The sequence below is a fragment of the Vibrio artabrorum genome, from assembly GCF_024347295.1.
Classification (GTDB): Bacteria; Pseudomonadota; Gammaproteobacteria; order Enterobacterales; family Vibrionaceae; genus Vibrio; species Vibrio artabrorum.
This window is the reverse complement of sequence record NZ_AP025458.1, coordinates 2261432-2280315: the sequence shown is the minus strand read 5'-3', so window position 1 is coordinate 2280315 and position 18884 is coordinate 2261432. Positions and strand designations below refer to the sequence as shown.

Here is an 18884-nt window from a genome sequence, read left to right as displayed (position 1 = left end):
TTAAGACGCGTAATTCACCGAGTAGCGAGTTGGTTTATGATTCATCGCAAGCACGATATTCAATACAGCGGTGCCCAATACTGAAACGGCAATTATCCAAGGGGATACGAAGAAGAACGAGGCAAACAGAATACACGCATCAATACCCATTTGTGTTTTACCTACCGAGATACCGTAGCGGTCTTGGATAAACAAACACAATACGTTGAAACCACCTAGGCTTGAGCGGTGACGGAATAGGATTAGCATACCTAAGCCCATTAACAAGCCGCCGGCAACAGCACAATAGATCTCGTTATGAACTTCTAGCGAAATAACTAAGTATAAATGGTCAGCAAGGACAGACACTAACGCCCCAGCGATGGCACTGCTAATCGCAAAGCTACGGCCGAACCGTTTCCATGCTAACAAGTAGAAAGGGCAATTGGCCATAAAGTACAAAGTACCAAAGGTTACAGGCAAGAATTGACTCAAAAGCAGAGCCAGACCTGTAGTACCACCGGTAAGCAGATTCGCTGACTGCAAAAAGAAGACGCCTAACGCCACCAAAAACGTGCCAGTGAGAATCGCGATCCAATCTTCTTTACGTGAGTGTTTTTCCATCGTTTTTGTCATTACCTAACCAATAAAGGCGAGCATAGTAGAGAAAAACTTTAGCTTTCGGTAGCTTGAGGTGCAAAATTAAGGTAAACCTATGTAATCTGCGTTTTACAGGGTGTAAAGCGTATAATTGACAGTAAGCGTCATCTTTGGTTCGATAAGCTTAATAACCATGATGAATCTTATTTGTGATTATGAAAAAACTGCATGATAAAATGGCAATTAGCTCTTTATGACCCAGATCAAATTATGTAGAATGCATCGCATTAAAACAGTGACGAAAACGTTTGCTTTCGGTCGTTGTGCGGTTTTTTTGAAACTTTCAGTACAATCTGAGTCAGGAGATACAGATGCTTAAGCGTGACATGAACATTGCTGATTACGATGCGGATCTATTCGCAGCTATCCAAGAAGAAACTCTTCGTCAGGAAGAGCACATCGAACTTATCGCTTCAGAAAACTACACAAGCCCACGTGTAATGGAAGCGCAAGGTTCTCAACTTACAAACAAATACGCTGAAGGCTACCCAGGTAAGCGTTACTACGGTGGTTGTGAGTACGTAGATAAAGTTGAAACGTTAGCAATCGAACGTGCATGTGAACTGTTTGGCGCGCAATACGCAAACGTACAACCTCACTCAGGTTCTCAAGCAAACAACGCTGTGTACATGGCTCTTCTAAACGCTGGCGATACCGTTCTGGGCATGAGCCTTGCGCACGGTGGTCACCTTACTCACGGTTCTCCAGTCAACTTCTCTGGTAAGCTTTACAACATCATTCCTTACGGCATCGATGAAGCCGGTCAAATCGATTACGAAGAGATGGAAGCGCTAGCGATCGAGCATAAGCCTAAGATGATCATCGGTGGTTTCTCTGCTTACTCTCAAGTTTGTGATTGGAAGCGCATGCGTGAAATCGCTGACAAAGTTGGTGCTTACTTCTTCGTAGATATGGCTCACGTTGCTGGTCTAATCGCTGCGGGCGTTTACCCGAATCCAGTTCCACACGCTCACGTTGTAACAACAACAACGCACAAAACGCTTGCTGGTCCTCGTGGCGGTCTTATTCTTTCTAATGAAGGTGAAGATCTTTACAAGAAGCTAAACTCAGCAGTATTCCCAGGCGGTCAAGGTGGCCCTCTAATGCACGTTATCGCGGGTAAAGCTGTAGCGTTCAAAGAAGCGCTAGAGCCAGAGTTCAAAGAGTACCAAGCTCGCGTCGTTGCTAACGCAAAAGCAATGGTTGCTGAATTCCTAGCACGCGGTTACAACATCGTGTCAGGTTCTACAGAGAACCACCTGTTCCTAGTTGACCTAATCGACAAAGACATCACAGGTAAAGAAGCGGATGCAGCACTAGGTTCAGCGAACATTACGGTGAACAAGAACTCAGTACCTAACGATCCACGTAGCCCGTTCGTGACTTCAGGTATCCGTATCGGTTCTCCTTCTATTACTCGCCGCGGTTTCTCAGAAGCCGATGCGAAAGAGCTAGCAGGTTGGATGTGTGACATCCTAGATAACATGGGTGATGAGTCTGTTATCGAAGCAACGAAAGCAAAAGTACTAGAGATCTGTAAGCGTCTACCGGTTTACGCATAATTTCTTCTGCGTAGTAATTTGAACTTCGTTGTCGACCATGCTCACTTACATCCGTAAGCTCCGCGTGCTCTCCTAGAATTTCAAACGACTACTTTGAAAAACGGTAAATTTGAAGGCTCCTGTTGGGAGCCTTTTTTGTGTTCGTAGTAATAAAGTCGTTGTCGAGCATGCTCACTTACATCCGTAAGCTCCGCGTGCTCTCCTAGAATTTCAAACGACTACTTTGAAAAACGGTAAATTTGAAGGCTCCTGTTGGGAGCCTTTTTTGTATTCGTAAGTAATAAAGTCGTTGTCGAGCATGCTCACTTACATCCGTAAGCTCCGCGTGCTCTTCTAGAGTTTCAACGTCTACTTTGAAAAATGATGATACTAGAGGCTCCTTCATAGGAGCCTTTTTTTGTTTTTGAAGATGGGTTATTGCAGGTAACAAAAAGGGCTGATGTTTGCACATCAACCCTTTAGCGTTTTCTGATCTTGGTTTTATTTTTTGATGCTCAATAAAGTGCCTGACTTACACTTAAATGAGTAGTAGTTGCGGCTTTCATTGAATTTGCCTAAGCCCTCGCCATCACAGTAGTCGATGTTGATATCACGCATAACTTCCAGCGTGTCTTCGCTGTTCAAAGCGAACTTGGAACCGTCAGAGCAGACGATACGAACGCGCTCATCTTGGCTGACAGAGTAGATATCGACTTCAGTATTACACAGCTCAAAAGAGGCTTCACGAAAGTTGTCTTGCTGAGTATTTGAAGCGCACCCAGCCATGAATGTGGCTGCGATAACGGCTAAAATTCCGAGTCTTTTCATTATTAGTCCTTCGGTATTATCGAATGTGGCGATGAATGTCATAGGGTACTTGAGGTAGCCTATACAACAATACGCTTTGGTTCAAGGTGCGTTCGTTGACTCTAAGATATACAAGTATAGATGTAGGCAGATAATTTATTATTGACTCACTACATGTTTATCCAATACGTATCATCAAAAAAAAAGACCAACACTGAGGCTGGTCTTTCAAAATTATGCGTGTTCTAAATGACTATCGAAACTGTTTGGCTTCTGGAAGATAATCAAACCCCGCAGATGCCAGTTTTGCGATTAATGCTGCTTTGTCTATTTCATAGAAATTGATCACTCGATCTAAATCCCCACCGAAGTCGTCACGTAGCTTCATGTTGACGATACTCATCAACATCACGGGATCCATCTTTTCAAAGTTAGCGAGATTCATATTAGTCCTCGAAATCAGAGATCAACAGGTTAGCTGCGGCAAAGGCGGCACGATCTCTTGCCTCTTTCGGCAGTGCTTCATCTGCAGCAAGGTCATTCAATGTTTTGACCGCACAGGTGATCGCTTTAGGAATATAGCCTTGGTCGCCACTGCCAATTTGAGAATACAGTTCACGCACCAAATCACAACAATCGTATACTTTCATTTTTATACCTAACCAAATGATAACTGCTCTCAATATACACATAGAGGTAGATAAAACAAAGTGGAGATTATGAAGAGCAGGGTTATTTTGTTCTGGCTCAATGTCTCATTTCACCAGCAAGAGAACTCAGTGGATATTCGGTCGCAGTGGATTTTCTTTACTGATAAATAAAAGGCCACCTAATGGCAGCCTTTCAATGGTTATCTGGTCAGTTATCGGATTACTTAGCGAGTTGAGCTTTAAGGTGGTCGATAACTGTGTCCATAGCGATAGCTTCTTTATCACCAGTGCGACGGTTTTTGTATTCGAAGTTGCCTTCGTCCATGCTGCGATCGCCGATAACGATAGTGTGAGGGATACCCACTAGTTCGATATCTTTAAACATGACACCTGGACGTTCTTTACGGTCATCGAATAAAACTTCGATACCCATTGCAGTCAGTTCAGCGTATAGCTTTTCAGCGGCTTCTTTAACGCGCTCAGATTTGTGCATGTTCATTGGTACGATAGCAACTTGGAACGGCGCTAGTGCGTCAGGCCAAGTGATACCGAATTTATCGTGGTTTTGCTCGATAGCCGATGCAACAACACGTGAAACACCGATACCGTAACAACCCATTTCTAGGATAACGCTCTTACCATCCGGACCAAGCACGTTACAGTTCATTGCTTTAGAGTAAGTATTACCCAGTTGGAAGATGTGACCAACTTCGATACCACGCTTAAGTTGGATAGTACCTTGACCACATGGGCTAAGGTCGCCTTCAACAACGTTACGTAGGTCTTCAACTTGAGCAAGCTCTACATCACGACCCCAGTTGATGCCAAAGTAGTGCTTACCATCTACGTTTGCGCCCGCGCCGAAGTCGCTCATTACAGCAACAGAGCGGTCAACGATAAATGGTAGCTCTAGGCCAACAGGGCCAAGTGAACCCGGGCCGGCACCAACAAGTGCACGGATTTCTTCTTCAGAAGCCATCTCTAGTGGAGAAGCAACTTGTGGAAGGTTCTCTGCTTTCACTTCGTTCAGTTCGTGGTCGCCACGGATGATGAGCGCGATGATATCAGCGTCTACTTCATCAGAAGCTTTAACGAATAGAGTCTTAACGGTCTTCTCGATGGCTAGACCGTGTTGCTCTACCAATTCTGCGATTGTTTTTGCGTTTGGCGTATCAACGAGTTCCATCTCTTGAGTTGGCGCTGCCGCTTCAGTCGTTGGAGCCAGTGCTTCTGCTTTCTCGATGTTCGCTGCGTAATCAGATTCTGTAGAGAATGCGATTAGGTCTTCGCCGCTTTCAGCAAGAACGTGGAATTCTTGAGAGCCGCTGCCGCCGATTGCGCCAGAGTCTGCCAATACTGGACGGTACTCAAGGCCCATGCGGTCGAATGCTTTACAGTAAGCATCGTGCATCGCTTGGTAAGACTTTTCTAAGCCTTCTTTATCGATATCAAAGCTGTACGCATCCATCATAGAGAATTCACGTGCACGCATTACACCAAAACGAGGGCGGCGCTCATCACGGAATTTAGTCTGGATTTGGTACAGGTTTAGCGGGAGCTGTTTGTAAGAGCTGATTTCGTTACGTACTAGGCTCGTCACTACTTCTTCAGCTGTTGGGCTAAGAACAAACGGACGAGAGTGACGGTCTGTGAAACGAAGTAGCTCAGGCCCCATCTTTTCGCTGCGGCCAGTCTCTTCCCAAAGCTCAAACGGTTGAACGACGGGCATCAAGATTTCAACGGCACCTGCATTATCGATCTCTTGGCGAACGATATTTTCAACTTTACGCAGTACACGTAGACCGGTAGGTAGCCAAGTATATAAACCTGAAGCTAGCTTACGGATCATACCTGCACGTAGCATCAGCTGGTGGCTGATAACTTCTGCGTCGTTTGGAGTCTCTTTCAGAGTAGAAAGAAGGTAGTTACTGGTACGCATTCTATGGTATCCGTTTCATCATTGATAAAAGAAAACTTGCTGTGCTTAGTGACCACAGCAAATCTGATATAGCCGTATATAATATCAGCCTATTTGGGATCTCAAAAGCGTTCAATGTCAGTTACATTGATGAAAAGCGTTTCAACCACGAATTTCACGTTAAGATCGAATAAATTTACCGCATATTCCTTGTTGTCAGGCTTACCTTTCTTATAGGCAGGGCGAGGATCTTGGCCTAATACTTCTTTGATCACCTGAATGATATGGCGTGCTTGTGGATGACTGGCGAGCTTATTTTGCGCTTGCTGCGAAAAGTTAACGTCGAGCACCTCTGGTTCATCGGTGGCAAATCCTCCCAATGCATTCGGAATCGAATCTGAGTAGGGGATATAGGGCTTGATGTCGATGATCGGTGTGCCGTCTACTAAGTCGACGCTGCCGAGATCCAACCAAGTTTGTCCTTTCTCTTGAGACACGCCTTTTAGTTCAACCGCTGACATGCCAATTCCATTGGGTCTGAATGTGGCACGAGACGCGAATACACCAATACGTTCGTTCCCACCAAGGCGAGGGGGTCTCACCGTTGGTTTCCAGCCAGCTTCAAGGTTCTTGTCGAACAGAAACAGTAACCAAACATGGCTAAATTGCTCAATATCACGCACAGACTCAAGACAGTTTGCTGCATCAACCAACCTAACTCTAGAGGTGGATGTCGGTACTAACCTAGGCTGCCTTGGCACAGCGAACTTCTCTTTATAAGGAGACTCAATAAAGCCAACAGGTTCAATGGTGTACATAGTTGGGTGTTCTCTGATTACGATTAAGACGGAAAAATATCATAAAATCGCTTGTTTTTCTTTTGATAATAATTATCATTTGAAATGTTATAACATTTCAAATTGATTGTTTAAGGGAAATAGAATGAAAGTTGTGAAATCACTTAAAAGTGCGAAAAGCCGTCATCCTGATTGTCAGATAGTAAAGCGCAGAGGGCGTCATTATGTTATCTGCAAAACCAATCCGAGATTTAAAGCGGTTCAAAAATAGGCGGTCTGTTTGATGTGACATGTGTGTAAAAAGCGAGGGAAAAGTCAAACGTCGTTCATTAGTCTGTATTTCTTTTCCTTCGAATCGAGGCCAGTGGACGCTAAAGTGGATTTTATCGCACGGAGAACCTTATAACAAGTTAAATCAATAGGTTATAGTTTTAACCATATCTTTTATGAATATCTTTGTGTGAGCTATAATTCTAAGCTTGGTGTTTTTTGTGGTTTAATTTGCTAATTAATTGTTTTTGTTTGGTTAAAAATTATCAAATGTTACATGTTTTGTAACATTTTGGGGTTTTTCATCGATACTTTTGTCGCGTACTCTGCGTTGGCAATTTGAACATTTTTGTCACAATTGCACAGGAATCACTACAAGGAGGGAACTGATGAGTTCATCAGCTTCAATACAAAACAACTCACCAAAGAAACCTATTTTTACCCGCTTTCTCGATGGTGTTGAATATTTGGGGAATCTATTACCCCACCCAATTACTCTTTTCGCAATCTTCTGTGTCGCAATACTGATTTCTTCAGGGATCGCTGGTTACTTCGACGTTTCAGTTATGGATCCTCGCCCAGAAGGTGCCAACGGTCGTTCCGCTGATGGCATGATCTACGTTGTAAGTTTACTTAATGCTGAAGGCTTACAGCTCATTGTTACGAATCTAGTTAAAAACTTTGTTGGCTTTGCGCCACTTGGTACAGTGCTTGTTGCAATGCTCGGTGTTGCGATTGCTGAGCATTCAGGTCTGTTATCAGCGGCTATGCGTGGTATGGTAATGGGCGCATCTAAGCGCATGGTTACGGTTACTGTCGTTTTTGCCGGTATTATCTCTAACACGGCTTCTGAGTTGGGTTATGTGGTACTTATCCCGTTGGCAGCAATGCTTTTCCACTCTTTGGGGCGTCACCCATTGGCTGGTCTCGCAGCCGCGTTCGCGGGTGTCTCTGGCGGTTACTCTGCAAACCTTTTAATCGGTACGGTTGATCCATTGCTTTCTGGTATTACAGAAACAGCCGCTCAAATGATAGACCCATCTTACTCTGTTGGTCCCGAATCAAACTGGTACTTCATGTTTGTTTCTACCTTCTTCATTGCGATTACAGGTGCGTTAGTAACAGAGAAAATTGTTGAACCCAAGCTCGGTAAGTACAACGATGAAGAGGCGTCTGAAGATCTTTCAAATGACTCTATGGGTAAGCTGACTGCTATTGAGAAGAAAGGCCTTAAGCTAGCGGGTGTTGCTGTATTCATCGTCAGTGCGCTTTTAGCTTGGACGGTGGTTCCTGCTGACGGTGTTCTGCGTTCAGAAGCGGGTACGATTTCAGGTTCTCCATTTCTAAAAAGTATTGTCGCATTTATCTTCGTCTTCTTTGCTATTCCTGGTTTTGTTTACGGCAAAGTTACTGGTTCAATGAAGAGTGACCGTGATGTGATTAATGCAATGGCAACGTCTATGTCTTCGATGGGCATGTACATTGTTCTTGTATTCTTTGCTGCACAGTTTGTTGCTTTCTTTAAGTGGACTAACTTTGGTCAAGTGGTCGCTGTCGGTGGCGCAACATTCCTTCAGGATATCGGCCTAACGGGTCCAATGCTGTTCTTCGCATTCATCCTAATGTGTGGCTTCATTAACCTGATGATCGGTTCAGCTTCTGCACAGTGGGCAGTAACAGCGCCAATCTTCGTTCCAATGCTAATGCTAGTAGGCTACGCTCCGGAAACGATTCAAGCGGCATACCGTATCGGTGATTCAACAACCAACATCATTACACCAATGATGAGCTACTTCGGTCTTATCCTTGCCGTAGCGACTCGCTACATGAAGAACCTGGGTATCGGTACACTGATCGCGACCATGTTGCCTTACTCAATGGTATTCATGTTCGGTTGGAGTATCTTGTTCTACCTATGGGTCTTCGTATTCGGTCTTCCTGTCGGCCCTGGTGCTGCAACGTACTACACACCTTAGTATAGAGTGAGTTATCGCTTCGATGGGGAACCTCTTCTTTATCGATAATAAAAAACCTGCATAGATTGCAGGTTTTTTTGTTTTGATAAATCAAACGTAAATGGATGGACTAACGTTTGGCTAGAATTCTATCCAAATGATTCGCGAATTCACGACGCTCAGTTTGAGAAAGGGTGCTTGGTCCACCCGTTTGGATACCGCTTGAACGCATGGTATCCATAAAGTCACGAATGTTGAGACGTGCTTTGATGGTCTCTTTGGTGTAAAGCTCGCCGCGAGAGCTGAGTGCTTGTCCGCCTTTGGTGATCACTTCATCCGCCAGAGGAATGTCAGAGGTAATCACGAGGTCACCGGGCTCTGTGCGTTTTACGATTTCGTCGTCAGCGATATCAAACCCGCTCGGTACTTGAATTGAGTGAATGTTGTTGCGTTTGGGAACCGGAACCAGATGGTTTGCCACAAAGGTGCATTGTACCCCTGTGCGCTCAGCGGCGCGTACGATTGTTTCTCGGATAACCTTGGGACAAGCGTCCGCATCAACCCATATCTTCATAGTGTTCTATTTCTCTGTTAGCTTATTTGTCTAATAGCTTAGCTTCTAGTGTGGCAACGCGAGCGGTGAGTTCAAGGATTTGCTTTTCCAGTTGGCTAACACGATCGAGTGCCGGCGCTTCTTGTGTCGCGACTTCCACTTTAGGAACGCGATTTGCGCTTTTCCAGCTCTTGATGGTCGCGATTAAAGCAGGCATCGGAACTGATGTGCTCATACGGGCCTTAACTAAAGCAACGGTCGGCTCTTTCCCTTGCGCTTGCAGTCCTTCAAGCACAGTTTTTAACTCTTCAGACACATCTTTTGTCAGCATGTTGACCTCCATTTTTAGTCTTTAGTCATTTTACTCGCTCTGGTGAATGATAGCGAATCATAAAACCGCCCATAGCTTGTGAGAGATCTCTTACAAAGGCTGTGAGATAACGCGAATTGTTCTTTAGGGAAATGGATGTGTTCTTGATAACTTTTTGATTTTTAATTGTTTTATATAGTTAACAATTCAGGCGGGGTGAAAATGAGATACCCATCTATTGCCCGAAATTCTAAATCACGTAAATTGAATCTTGTCGGAAGGATTCTGACACGGAACAGGAAAGCACCAAGGATTTGGTTATCTTCAGGATGAAGATTTGGTTACTTAGGATGAGTGATCAAGCATGGAGCGTAAGGACATTGTAGGGATGCAGTCAGTTAACAGGACGTTAGCTGCAACGGAATGACAATGGACACCTTTAGGATTAAAGGGTTGGATTAGCATCAGGATGATGTAAAGGACACCGCTCACGGAACAAGTGATGTGCGCTAACTTGGATGGTTAGCTTTCAGGATGATTTGGACACCGCTAGGATGGCGAAGTAAAGGAAAGAGCTGAAGGATTACAGCCACTATTATGGATGATGCATGGAGCATTAATGAGTAGCCGGACTGCTGCGAGTAAGACCCTAGCCCTGACACTTCGGTGTTGGGGCTTTTCTTTACCTGAAGCTTTTTATCTAGGGGCTTTGGATGATGGTGCGTCTATCTAAGGATGCAGCCTCTGCTTTTCTGCTAATGGTCAATACAAGGAGTGTTTTATGACGATAGCAACCTCAAGAACGCTGTTAGTACCTTATACTGAACAGCTACAACACGACTTTATTAAGTTGAATTGCTGCCCGATTAATCGGGCTGAAATGAACGGACCGTATTCTGTTGCTTCAGCGAAGCGCATTTTTCAACAAATTCTGCAGGATAACGTTGGCTTTTGTCGGGCGAACATTCATAACCAAACCCGTGAATACCTTGGACATGTCTTTGTTTCATCTGAAAAAGGGAGACATGAACTTGGCTTTATTTTGGATAAAAAATACTGGAATCAAGGTTTTGCTAGTGAAGTGTTAAAACCGTTTTTTAGTTTCGTTTGTTTTGAAGAACGTCTAACGAATGTGATTGCAACGGTGAATGTCGGCCATAACCCATCCATTAAATTATTGGAAAAAATAGGCTTTGCATTTAAGGAGACCAAACAAGATCAGTTTGGTCCTTATTATGAATATCGTTACACCAGGTATTGCGACGCTATATTCTATGAGGCTGCAGCTCAAACCGCATAGAGCGGAACCCCACCATGGTCAGTTTGCCTTTGTAGCAGTCGTCACCTAACGCAGAAAATTCGAATTGATAAACGGTGTGCCAACGCCAAATTGTAGTCAGTTCATAGCGCATCTTAAGTTTATGGCCACTGAAAGCGACACTCAACAATTGTAAGTCGAGCTCTTTACATTTTCTGGCAATGGCAGCCTTCGCAAGCTCTGATTGCCTACGCTGTTGCCAAAACAGAAAGCAAAACAGGCATAGAAACAAAATAGCCAATAAATTATCTACCATATATCCCTTTAATCTCTATTCCAATGCTGAGCCTTGCCTATTTTGATGCGCTATCGAGCTTTGAGCTCGTTGTCAGTCACAACTATTGAGATTTAGCCGCGTTTTGTAACTCTACAAGTGCGTTTGTAAGCTCTGGTGATGGGTTTGAGTTCAACAAGGGTAAAAATACCATTCTGAGTGTTGGAATCATCACTAAATCTGCAAATAACTGATTGAACAGGTTTTGGTTGCCCGTTTGTGCGAGGCGCAACAAGAATTGCTCAGCAATTGCCGGATCTTGTAATGCGTGCCAGCTACGACCGGCTAACCCAATCAATACCTCTTGATGACTTAAGCGTGGACTAGTCAAAAGTTGGTTAATTACAGCGTTGGTTATGCTTTGCTCAGCACCAGAAAGGGCGCGAACCAATGCAGACAGCAAGAACAGATCCGGATCTTGACTGGTCATCTCATTTTCAGCCATTTCTTGTAAGCGTTGAGCGAGCTTGTTATTGATTTGCGTATGCTCAAGCGCCCCGAGTGTCGCGTATAGAGGTTCTGAAGGCAGTTTATTCAATGCTTTGCGAATTGTGACACCGTTTTGTTGGCTGCCTAAACGAGCACACATATCTGTGATGCCCTGAAGGCCAACGGTTTTCCAGTTATCCCATCCCAGTTCACCGGTGAAGTAGTGTTGAGCGTGTTCGTAGTACTGGCTCGTCGTAAGGTCTAACGCTGCTCTGACTTGGCTATGGAATACGGCCATCTTGTCTTCGGAAGGTTTAAAAGTATATGGGTTGTTAGACAGCTTTTGTTGTTGAGCTTCGCTGATCTCGCCGTTCAAACGGGTGCCCATCGCTTCGATAACAAACTTGAGAAAATTGCCCACATCGCCTTGGTGCAATAAGCCTCTTTCGTCCAGTTTGAATTTTAGAAACCAAATCCAAGGCTGTTTATGTTCATTCCAGTAGCTAATCGCTAAATGAGCTTGTTTCTGTAGTGGAAATGGGTATGGCTGTTTCCCTTGCTCAACGTCAGAGAATAAGGTGTTATCGATCTTCTGGATGCGACGACCGAGGTCATAGATATCGTATTGGCAACCGCTATTCTTTAGCAACTGAGTGAGCGTGTGAATGGTTTCCATAGTAATAAAGCTCCTAACTTTCTTTCCTAAATAGATGGTACTCTATGCCCCAATTTCAAGGTCACTCGATAAATAACTTGGTGAAAAATGACAGCCGACACAAAGTTACCTCTTTTACTTCAACAATTAGAACAACAAATGCGCCAATGTTCGATGTGGAGCACGCTTCCACCTTCTGATGAAGCTTTGGCGAGCGTTGAACCTTTTGCTATTGATTCTCTACAGCCAGAAGAGTGGTTGCAGTGGATCTTTATCGTAAAGATCAACGCAATGATGGATGCGAAAGTACCGCTACCTAAGGGTTTTGCGATTCATCCATACTTTAGTGAAGTGTGGAAAAACGAGGTAGATAAGGCTGAACTGCTTGTCACGATTCAGAGCATTGATGAGGTATGCGCATAATGTTAGAGATCATTTATCAAGATGAGTATTTTGTCGCGGTGAATAAGCCCGCGGGCATGCTAGTGCATCGTTCATGGTTGGACAAGCATGAGACTCAATTTGTGATGCAGACACTGCGTGATCAAATGGGTCAGCATGTCTTTCCTTTGCACCGTTTAGACAGACCGACATCGGGTGTGCTGGTGTTTGCGTTGTCGAGTGAGGTTGCTTCACAGGTGATGCCAATGTTCGCTAATCATGAGATGCAAAAAACCTATCATGCGATTGTTCGTGGTTGGATCGAAGAGGGTGATACGCTCGATTATGCACTTAAGGTTGAGCTGGATAAGATCGCAGATAAGTTCGCGAAAGAAGACAAAGAAGCGCAAGAGGCGGTGACAGTCTATGAACCGCTAGCAAAAGTAGAAGTGCCATACTCAACAGGACGGTTTCCGACCAGTCGTTACTGCTTGGTTGAGATGATGCCAAAGACAGGCCGCAAACATCAGTTGCGTCGTCACATGGCGCATCTAAGGCACCCGATTGTGGGTGATACTTCACATGGTGATGGTAAGCACAACCGACTGTTCCGTGATGATTTAGATTCGCACCGTTTGTTGTTGCACGCTTCTGAGCTTCGCTTTATTCATCCTTACACAAAAGAAGAGTTGGTGATGAAAGCCAACCTGGATGAAACTTGGCTAAGGTTGTTTGAAACCTTTGAGTGGGATACCAACCTAATCGATGCTCAAACATGTTTGTCTAAGTTAATCCCAACCGCTTAAGCAATGACACCGAAGGGAATTGAAAAATTAGAATAAAAACAAAGGGCTGATCGTGATATCAGCCCTTTTTGATGTTTGTGTGATCTTAGCGACATAACTCATGTTGGCTAGTCAGCCGTTCATTGCAGGATCATTTCAGCTTTGCAAGGTCGGCTTCGATCTCAGCGATCTTGCTAGAGACGACTTTCTCTAGGTGGCGTAAGTCAGTCAGGATCTTCTGCTTTACATCCACTTCGGTCATTGGGGTCGGTTTAGTGATTTTGTTCAGTTCATCAATCACAAGCGTGAGGTTGCGGTTAATCTCAGTCACTTCTTTGTATTGATTATTGCCACCACTAACCAGCACACTTTTTACTTGTCGTGGGTACTTAAACTTAACACTTTTCGCGAACAGTTCGCCTTTCTGCTTTCGAAAGTAAATCTTCAAAATATCTTTGTGGGCTTCTTGGCGAAGGGAGTAACGTTCAATCTGTTTAGGTTCGTGAATACCTAAGCCAGTGAGGTTTGGATACATAAGCGACCTCTAGTTGATGAATGTAATACTTTTATGTCATTGACTTAATCAATGTAGCAGCCTAATGATGAGCTAGATAGATGAGATCTAGGAATTGATGGTAAGTTGTGGGCAAGATCGCTCTCTATCTTTACCCACTCTTAGTTCATGATTGGATTCTCTGATTAGGGGGCCAGTTCCGAAACATGTTCCGTCAATCTTTCTCTCAGCGCTTGCTCCTGCTCTTCAGAAAGTCTTCCTCCGGCTTCACTGGTCAGTATGAACAAATCTTCTGCTCGTTCGCCTATCGTGGTGATCTTCGCGCCATGCAAATTAATGTCCAATTCAGCAAAGGTCGCACCGACTTCAGCCAATAACCCCGGAGTGTCGAGTGCTCTCAACTCCATCAAGGTATGCTTTTTACTCTTTGTCGGGAGAAATTCAACCAGAGTTTTCACCTTGAAGTGCTGTAAATTTCGAGGGGTGCGACGTGTTTTTATTTTGGTTGGACGACCATCAGTAAGAACGTGCAACAAGTGTTTGGCGATGGCTTTGTGTCTTGCTTCGTCAATCGCTTCGCCATGCTGGTCCAGCACAATAAATGTATCCAAAACATGGCCATCTTTGCTGATCATGACCTGCGCGTCGTGAACATTAAAGTTACGTCTGTCGAGCTCGGCAACCACGGTCGCAAACAGTGCCGCTTGATCTTTACAGTAAACAAACACCTCGGTACCACCACGAGTGGCTTTTTTGCTGATTAATACTAGGGGTTGGCTTGGATCTTCTAAGCGAAGCAAATGCTCACAATGCCAAGCGATTTGCTTATGCGTATGACGTAAGAAGTAGTCGGCTTTGAAGCGCTGCCAAAGTACCTCAATTTGACGAGCTGTGAAGCCCTCTTTACGCAGCAGTGCTGAGGCCATTTGTTGGTTATGACGAATACGATCTCTGACATCAACCGGGTTTTCTAGACCGCGACGCAGTGCTCTTTGTGTTGAGTGAAATAACTCAGCTAACAAAGTGCGTTTCCAGCTATTCCAAAGATCGGGGTTAGTTGCACAAATGTCGGCGACAGTCAGACACACTAATAATTCTAACGACTCTTCATCGCGAACTTTTTTCGCGAATTCGGCAATGACATCAGGATCGTGGATATCACGGCGTTGAGCGGTGACCGACATTAACAAGTGGTTTTGTACTAACCAAGATACTTGCTTGGCTTCTGGTTTTGATAGCCCGTGCTCGATACAGAAAGAGTAAGCTTCAACAGCACCGATCTCTGAGTGGTCTCCACCGCGGCCTTTGCCGATGTCGTGGAAGATAGCCGCGAGAATCAAGATCTCTTTCTTTTGCACGCGTGGATACACTTCACAGCAAATAGGGTGCTTGTCGTGGTTTTCGATTTGACCAAATCGGTTGATGTGCTTGAGTAGGCGAATACTGTGCTCATCAACGGTGTAAACATGGAATAGGTCAAACTGCATCTGACCAACGATCTGGCTCCACTGGGGTAAGTAAGCGGAAAGCACGCCCAGCTTATGCATTAAGCTAAAAGCTTTATGCAGGGCATTTGGGTGGCGAACTAATGCCATGAACTTATCGCGAGCTTCAGGGATTGTATGCAGGAATCGGTTCAATCGACGACGCGCTGTTCGCAGTTGTCGTAATGTGGGTGGGCTGACCCCTTCAATAGAAGAGTCATTCGCGATGTGGATGAACATATCGAGAATAGTTTCTGGTCTTGCTTGGAATAGGGCTGGCTTACGCGCTTCAATCAATGAACCTCGACGTTGGAAGTCGTTGTCGAGAATCTCAGCCTCTTGGGTCTGACCACCGTTAATGATCGCTTGGTCGAACAGCTTAAGCAGCATCTTGTTAAGTTCAGCAACACGACGAAGGGTTCGGTAGAACTCCTTCATCATCATTTCGACGCCAAGATTGCCTTCCCCCGTATAGCCAAGGTGTTCTGCCACTTGAGCTTGATGGGCAAAGGTGAGTCGGTTGTCGTAGCGGCGTAATTCAATGTGCAGTGCAAAACGAACACGCCATAGGAAATCTTGGCACTCAACTAATTCACGATACTCTGCATCGGTGAGAAAACCGTATTTGCTCATCTCTAACAAAGAGGTCGCACCGAAGTGGCGGCGTGCTACCCAACTCAATGTATGGATATCTCTTAAGCCTCCGGGCGTCGATTTGATGTCCGGCTCTAGGTTATACGTGGTGTCGTGGTAGCGAGCATGACGCGTTCTCTGCTCTTGAATCTTAGCTTGGTAAAAAGCCTCACTTGGCCAAAATGAATCGGAATGAACCTTGAGTTTTAATTCTTGGAAGGTGTCTTCACTGCCACACAGTAAGCGCGACTCTTGCAGATTGGTTGCAACGGTTAAATCATCACTGCCAATCTCAATACACTCAGCAATAGTACGTACCGCATGGCCAACCTCGAGTTTTAAATCCCAAAGCAAGGTAATGAATTGACTGATCTTTTCACCCAGTGCGGGGGGTAATGTTTTTTGCGAGACGATCAAAATATCAATGTCGGAAAGAGGGTGGAGCTCGCCTCGGCCATAGCCACCAACCGCAACAAGAGCGATATGAGGCAAGTGATTGAATTCAAAATATTCCCATAATCGATTGAGAAGCAAGTCCATGTAATCAGAGCGCATCAACACCAAATCAGTCACTGGGTGATGATTTAGAAATTCATCTTTCTGATATTGCGTAAAGACTTCAAGCTTATTTTTCAATTCGCAGATTTCAATTTGTTCGTCATTGAACGTAAGAGGGCATTGATAAGGCATAGTTTGCTATCCGTGCAAGCAAATGAGAAGAGTAAACAATTTAACAGAAGCTGATGGAAAATCGAAATGGGGTAGATAAAAAATATCCTCGACAATGCGAGGATATTTTTAAAAGTCTGATCTATTTAGCTTGTTGGACTAAGCGTTCTTCATGATACGCGGAATGGTATCATCGCTGCGCAGCGTTAGCACTTCACAACCCGTATCGGTCACAACCAAGGTGTGTTCCCACTGCGCTGAGTTTTTGCTGTCTGCTGTGTACACTGTCCAGCTATCTTCATCATCGAGACGGCAACCAAACTTACCCGCGTTGATCATTGGTTCGATAGTGAAACACATTCCAGCTCTTAGCACTGTGCGGTCGTTGTTTTTGTAGTGAACGACTTGGGGCTCTTCGTGGAATTCAGACCCAATGCCGTGACCACAGTAATCTTTTACAATCGAGAACTTAGCACGTGGGTTATTCTTATTGTTTGTTTTGATGTACTTCTCAATCGCGGTACCGATTTGACCGAGTTGAACACCGGGTTTTACTTGGCGCATGCCTTCGTAAAGCGCTTCTTGAGCAACCATACACAGACGCTTGTTTGCCGGTGACACTTCACCAACCAGGAACATCTTAGACGTATCACCATGATAACCTTGTGGACGTACACTGAGGTCGGCGTTTTCGTCATCAGGAACGATGACCGTGATATCAACATTCAGAATGTCGCCATCTTTTAATACCGCAGGCTTGAATTGCCCCGTGCTGCCCACCTCGTCTTGTGACGCTGGAATGCCGTGACACACAATATGATTGATAGACGTACAGATTGACTTAGGAAAACCGTGGTAATCAAGTGGTGCTGAGTATGCGCCTCTTTCTAGCGCGTACTGATGACAGATTTCGTTAAGCTCTTCTGTCGTTGTGCCGGCTTGGATGTGAGGTTCAATCATCTCCAGAATGTCAGAGGCCAGCTTGCCAGCGACGCGCATTTTTTCAATTTCTTCAGCAGTTTTAATTTTTACAGCCATTGCATATCTCTTAATTGGGTAGCACCTAAGTGTGCATATTGGGGCTATTCTATCAGTGCAGCATTTTAGCGCAACATTCCCATACCCCTATAATATAGGTGGATACTGCTCTGTCTGGGGCGATAATATTCGGTTCTATAATCCAAACGTAGTTTGAGTAGGGCACTATTTTATAGAGGAAATTGGTCGCTAGGGAACAGGATAGCCGTTGCCATTTTTCGATTTTTTTCTAGCCATAGATAGACTAAATATGGTATAAAGCGCGCCGGACATCAGGACTGTTTTCTCTGATTTTGCGAAACAAGCTTCATGTCTACTAACTTATATCTTTAAATCACACACATTCCGACACATGTTCCGGGGTGCCTCAACAACACGAATAACGGCTGAAAAGTGGTTAGTTGTTAGGGGTCGGATTCATGGGGGATGTGGAGGCCTAACCCCATAGAGGATTTTAAAATGGCAACTGTATCAATGCGCGATATGCTTAAAGCTGGTGTTCACTTCGGTCACCAAACTCGTTACTGGAACCCAAAAATGAAGCCATTCATCTTTGGCGCTCGTAGCAAAGTACATATCATCAACCTAGAAAAAACGGTACCAATGTTCAACGAAGCTCTAGCTGAAATTGCTAAAGTTGGCGAGAAAAAAGGTAAAGTTCTTTTTGTTGGTACTAAGCGCGCTGCATCTGAAGCTGTTAAAGAAGCTGCTATCAACAGCAACCAGTACTACGTTAACAACCGCTGGTTAGGCGGCATGCTAACGAACTACAAAACTGTTCGTCAGTCTATCAAGCGTCTGAAAGAACTTGAAGCGCAAGCTCAAGACGGTACTTTCGACAAGCTTACTAAGAAAGAAGCTCTAATGCGTACTCGTGAAATGGAGAAGCTAGAGAAATCTCTTGGTGGTATCAAGAACATGGGCGGCCTTCCAGACGCTCTATTCGTAATCGATGCTGATCACGAACATATCGCAGTTAAAGAAGCAAACAACCTAGGTATCCCAGTTTACGCTGTTGTTGATACTAACTCTAACCCAGACGGTGTTGACTTCGTTATCCCTGGTAACGATGATGCAATCCGTGCAGTACAGCTTTACCTAAACGCTGCTGCAGACGCGGTTAAAGAAGGTCGTAACAAAGATGTTGCTGCTGTAGCTGCTGAAAAAGACGGTTTTGTAGAAGCTGAATAATAGCGGCTCTGAGCCATATTTAGTTCATATTAAGCGGTCACAATAGATGGCTTAATGGACTGAATACAGTCAA

General features: G+C 44.6%; 20 protein-coding genes. 7 read left to right on the top strand and 13 right to left on the bottom strand.

Annotated features, from left to right (window positions below; translation table 11 throughout):
• Positions 1-603 carry a YitT family protein gene (locus tag OCU36_RS10185; RefSeq protein WP_261839725.1) on the bottom strand — a complete coding sequence of 201 codons (603 nt, stop codon included), beginning with the start codon at positions 601-603 and terminating at the stop codon, positions 1-3.
• 347 nt (positions 604-950) lie between these two features.
• Between OCU36_RS10185 and glyA the strand changes: the two genes are divergently transcribed.
• A complete protein-coding gene (gene glyA / locus OCU36_RS10180) occupies positions 951-2201 on the top strand; it encodes a serine hydroxymethyltransferase (protein ID WP_261837903.1) in 1251 nt (416 codons plus the stop codon).
• Positions 2202-2681: 480 nt separating this feature from the next.
• Here the strand turns inward: glyA and OCU36_RS10175 are convergent, their stop codons facing one another.
• The 5 genes from OCU36_RS10175 to tsaA all read right to left on the bottom strand — a co-directional run bounded on the left by OCU36_RS10175 (position 2682) and on the right by tsaA (position 6373).
• Entirely contained in the window at positions 2682-3008 is a 327-nt protein-coding gene (locus OCU36_RS10175) for a hypothetical protein (protein WP_261837902.1), read from the bottom strand.
• Positions 3009-3240: 232 nt separating this feature from the next.
• Complete coding sequence (locus tag OCU36_RS10170; RefSeq protein ID WP_261837901.1) at positions 3241-3432, bottom strand: DUF4250 domain-containing protein; 192 nt, start codon at positions 3430-3432, stop codon at positions 3241-3243.
• Position 3433: 1 nt separating this feature from the next.
• Positions 3434-3637 carry a YaeP family protein gene (locus tag OCU36_RS10165; protein ID WP_017086219.1) on the bottom strand — a complete coding sequence of 68 codons (204 nt, stop codon included), beginning with the start codon at positions 3635-3637 and terminating at the stop codon, positions 3434-3436.
• 220 nt (positions 3638-3857) lie between these two features.
• Positions 3858-5576, bottom strand: coding sequence for a proline--tRNA ligase (locus tag OCU36_RS10160; protein ID WP_261837900.1), 1719 nt, complete (start codon positions 5574-5576; stop codon positions 3858-3860).
• Between the two features lie 101 nt (positions 5577-5677).
• Positions 5678-6373: a tRNA (N6-threonylcarbamoyladenosine(37)-N6)-methyltransferase TrmO gene (gene tsaA, locus OCU36_RS10155; RefSeq protein WP_261837899.1), complete on the bottom strand. Its 696-nt coding sequence runs from the start codon at positions 6371-6373 to the stop codon at positions 5678-5680.
• Positions 6374-6497: 124 nt separating this feature from the next.
• Here tsaA and ykgO point away from each other — a divergent pair, with 124 nt between their 5' ends.
• Together ykgO and OCU36_RS10145 are read left to right on the top strand one after the other, a co-directional pair.
• A complete protein-coding gene (ykgO, locus tag OCU36_RS10150) occupies positions 6498-6623 on the top strand; it encodes a type B 50S ribosomal protein L36 (RefSeq protein WP_004734365.1) in 126 nt (41 codons plus the stop codon).
• 388 nt (positions 6624-7011) lie between these two features.
• A complete protein-coding gene (locus tag OCU36_RS10145) occupies positions 7012-8598 on the top strand; it encodes an AbgT family transporter (RefSeq protein WP_261837898.1) in 1587 nt (528 codons plus the stop codon).
• Positions 8599-8707: 109 nt separating this feature from the next.
• Here OCU36_RS10145 and OCU36_RS10140 read toward each other — a convergent pair whose 3' ends face one another.
• Positions 8708-9151, bottom strand: coding sequence for a YaiI/YqxD family protein (locus OCU36_RS10140; protein ID WP_261837897.1), 444 nt, complete (start codon positions 9149-9151; stop codon positions 8708-8710).
• A 22-nt stretch (positions 9152-9173) separates the two neighbouring features.
• Positions 9174-9461: a hypothetical protein gene (locus OCU36_RS10135; protein WP_261837896.1), complete on the bottom strand. Its 288-nt coding sequence runs from the start codon at positions 9459-9461 to the stop codon at positions 9174-9176.
• 760 nt (positions 9462-10221) lie between these two features.
• Here OCU36_RS10135 and OCU36_RS10130 point away from each other — a divergent pair.
• Complete coding sequence (locus tag OCU36_RS10130) at positions 10222-10740, top strand: GNAT family N-acetyltransferase (RefSeq protein ID WP_261837895.1); 519 nt, start codon at positions 10222-10224, stop codon at positions 10738-10740.
• Here OCU36_RS10130 and OCU36_RS10125 read toward each other — a convergent pair.
• The gene (locus OCU36_RS10125; RefSeq protein WP_261837894.1) at positions 10706-11014 is read right to left on the bottom strand and encodes a DUF3301 domain-containing protein; all 309 of its coding nucleotides are present in this window, start codon (positions 11012-11014) and stop codon (positions 10706-10708) included. The genes OCU36_RS10130 and OCU36_RS10125 overlap by 35 nt on opposite strands.
• Positions 11015-11096: 82 nt before the next feature.
• Complete coding sequence (locus OCU36_RS10120) at positions 11097-12137, bottom strand: DUF3549 family protein (protein ID WP_261837893.1); 1041 nt, start codon at positions 12135-12137, stop codon at positions 11097-11099.
• Positions 12138-12224: 87 nt separating this feature from the next.
• Between OCU36_RS10120 and OCU36_RS10115 the strand changes: the two genes are divergently transcribed.
• Positions 12225-12539, top strand: coding sequence for a YqcC family protein (locus OCU36_RS10115; protein ID WP_261837892.1), 315 nt, complete (start codon positions 12225-12227; stop codon positions 12537-12539).
• The gene (truC, locus tag OCU36_RS10110) at positions 12539-13303 is read left to right on the top strand and encodes a tRNA pseudouridine(65) synthase TruC (protein ID WP_261837891.1); all 765 of its coding nucleotides are present in this window, start codon (positions 12539-12541) and stop codon (positions 13301-13303) included. The genes OCU36_RS10115 and truC overlap by 1 nt, the downstream gene beginning before the upstream one ends.
• A 130-nt stretch (positions 13304-13433) precedes the next feature.
• On the opposite strand, the gene OCU36_RS10105 is transcribed toward truC, so the two are convergent.
• The 3 genes from OCU36_RS10105 to map form a co-directional block, all read right to left on the bottom strand.
• Complete coding sequence (locus OCU36_RS10105) at positions 13434-13817, bottom strand: DUF3461 family protein (protein WP_261837890.1); 384 nt, start codon at positions 13815-13817, stop codon at positions 13434-13436.
• A 164-nt stretch (positions 13818-13981) separates the two neighbouring features.
• Positions 13982-16603, bottom strand: a complete 2622-nt coding sequence (gene glnD, locus OCU36_RS10100; protein ID WP_261837889.1) for a bifunctional uridylyltransferase/uridylyl-removing protein GlnD — start codon at positions 16601-16603, stop codon at positions 13982-13984.
• Between the two features lie 138 nt (positions 16604-16741).
• Positions 16742-17620: a type I methionyl aminopeptidase gene (gene map, locus OCU36_RS10095; RefSeq protein ID WP_261837888.1), complete on the bottom strand. Its 879-nt coding sequence runs from the start codon at positions 17618-17620 to the stop codon at positions 16742-16744.
• Positions 17621-18079: 459 nt separating this feature from the next.
• Between map and rpsB the strand changes: the two genes are divergently transcribed.
• A complete protein-coding gene (gene rpsB / locus OCU36_RS10090; protein ID WP_261837887.1) occupies positions 18080-18811 on the top strand; it encodes a 30S ribosomal protein S2 in 732 nt (243 codons plus the stop codon).
• Positions 18812-18884: the final 73 nt, after the last annotated feature.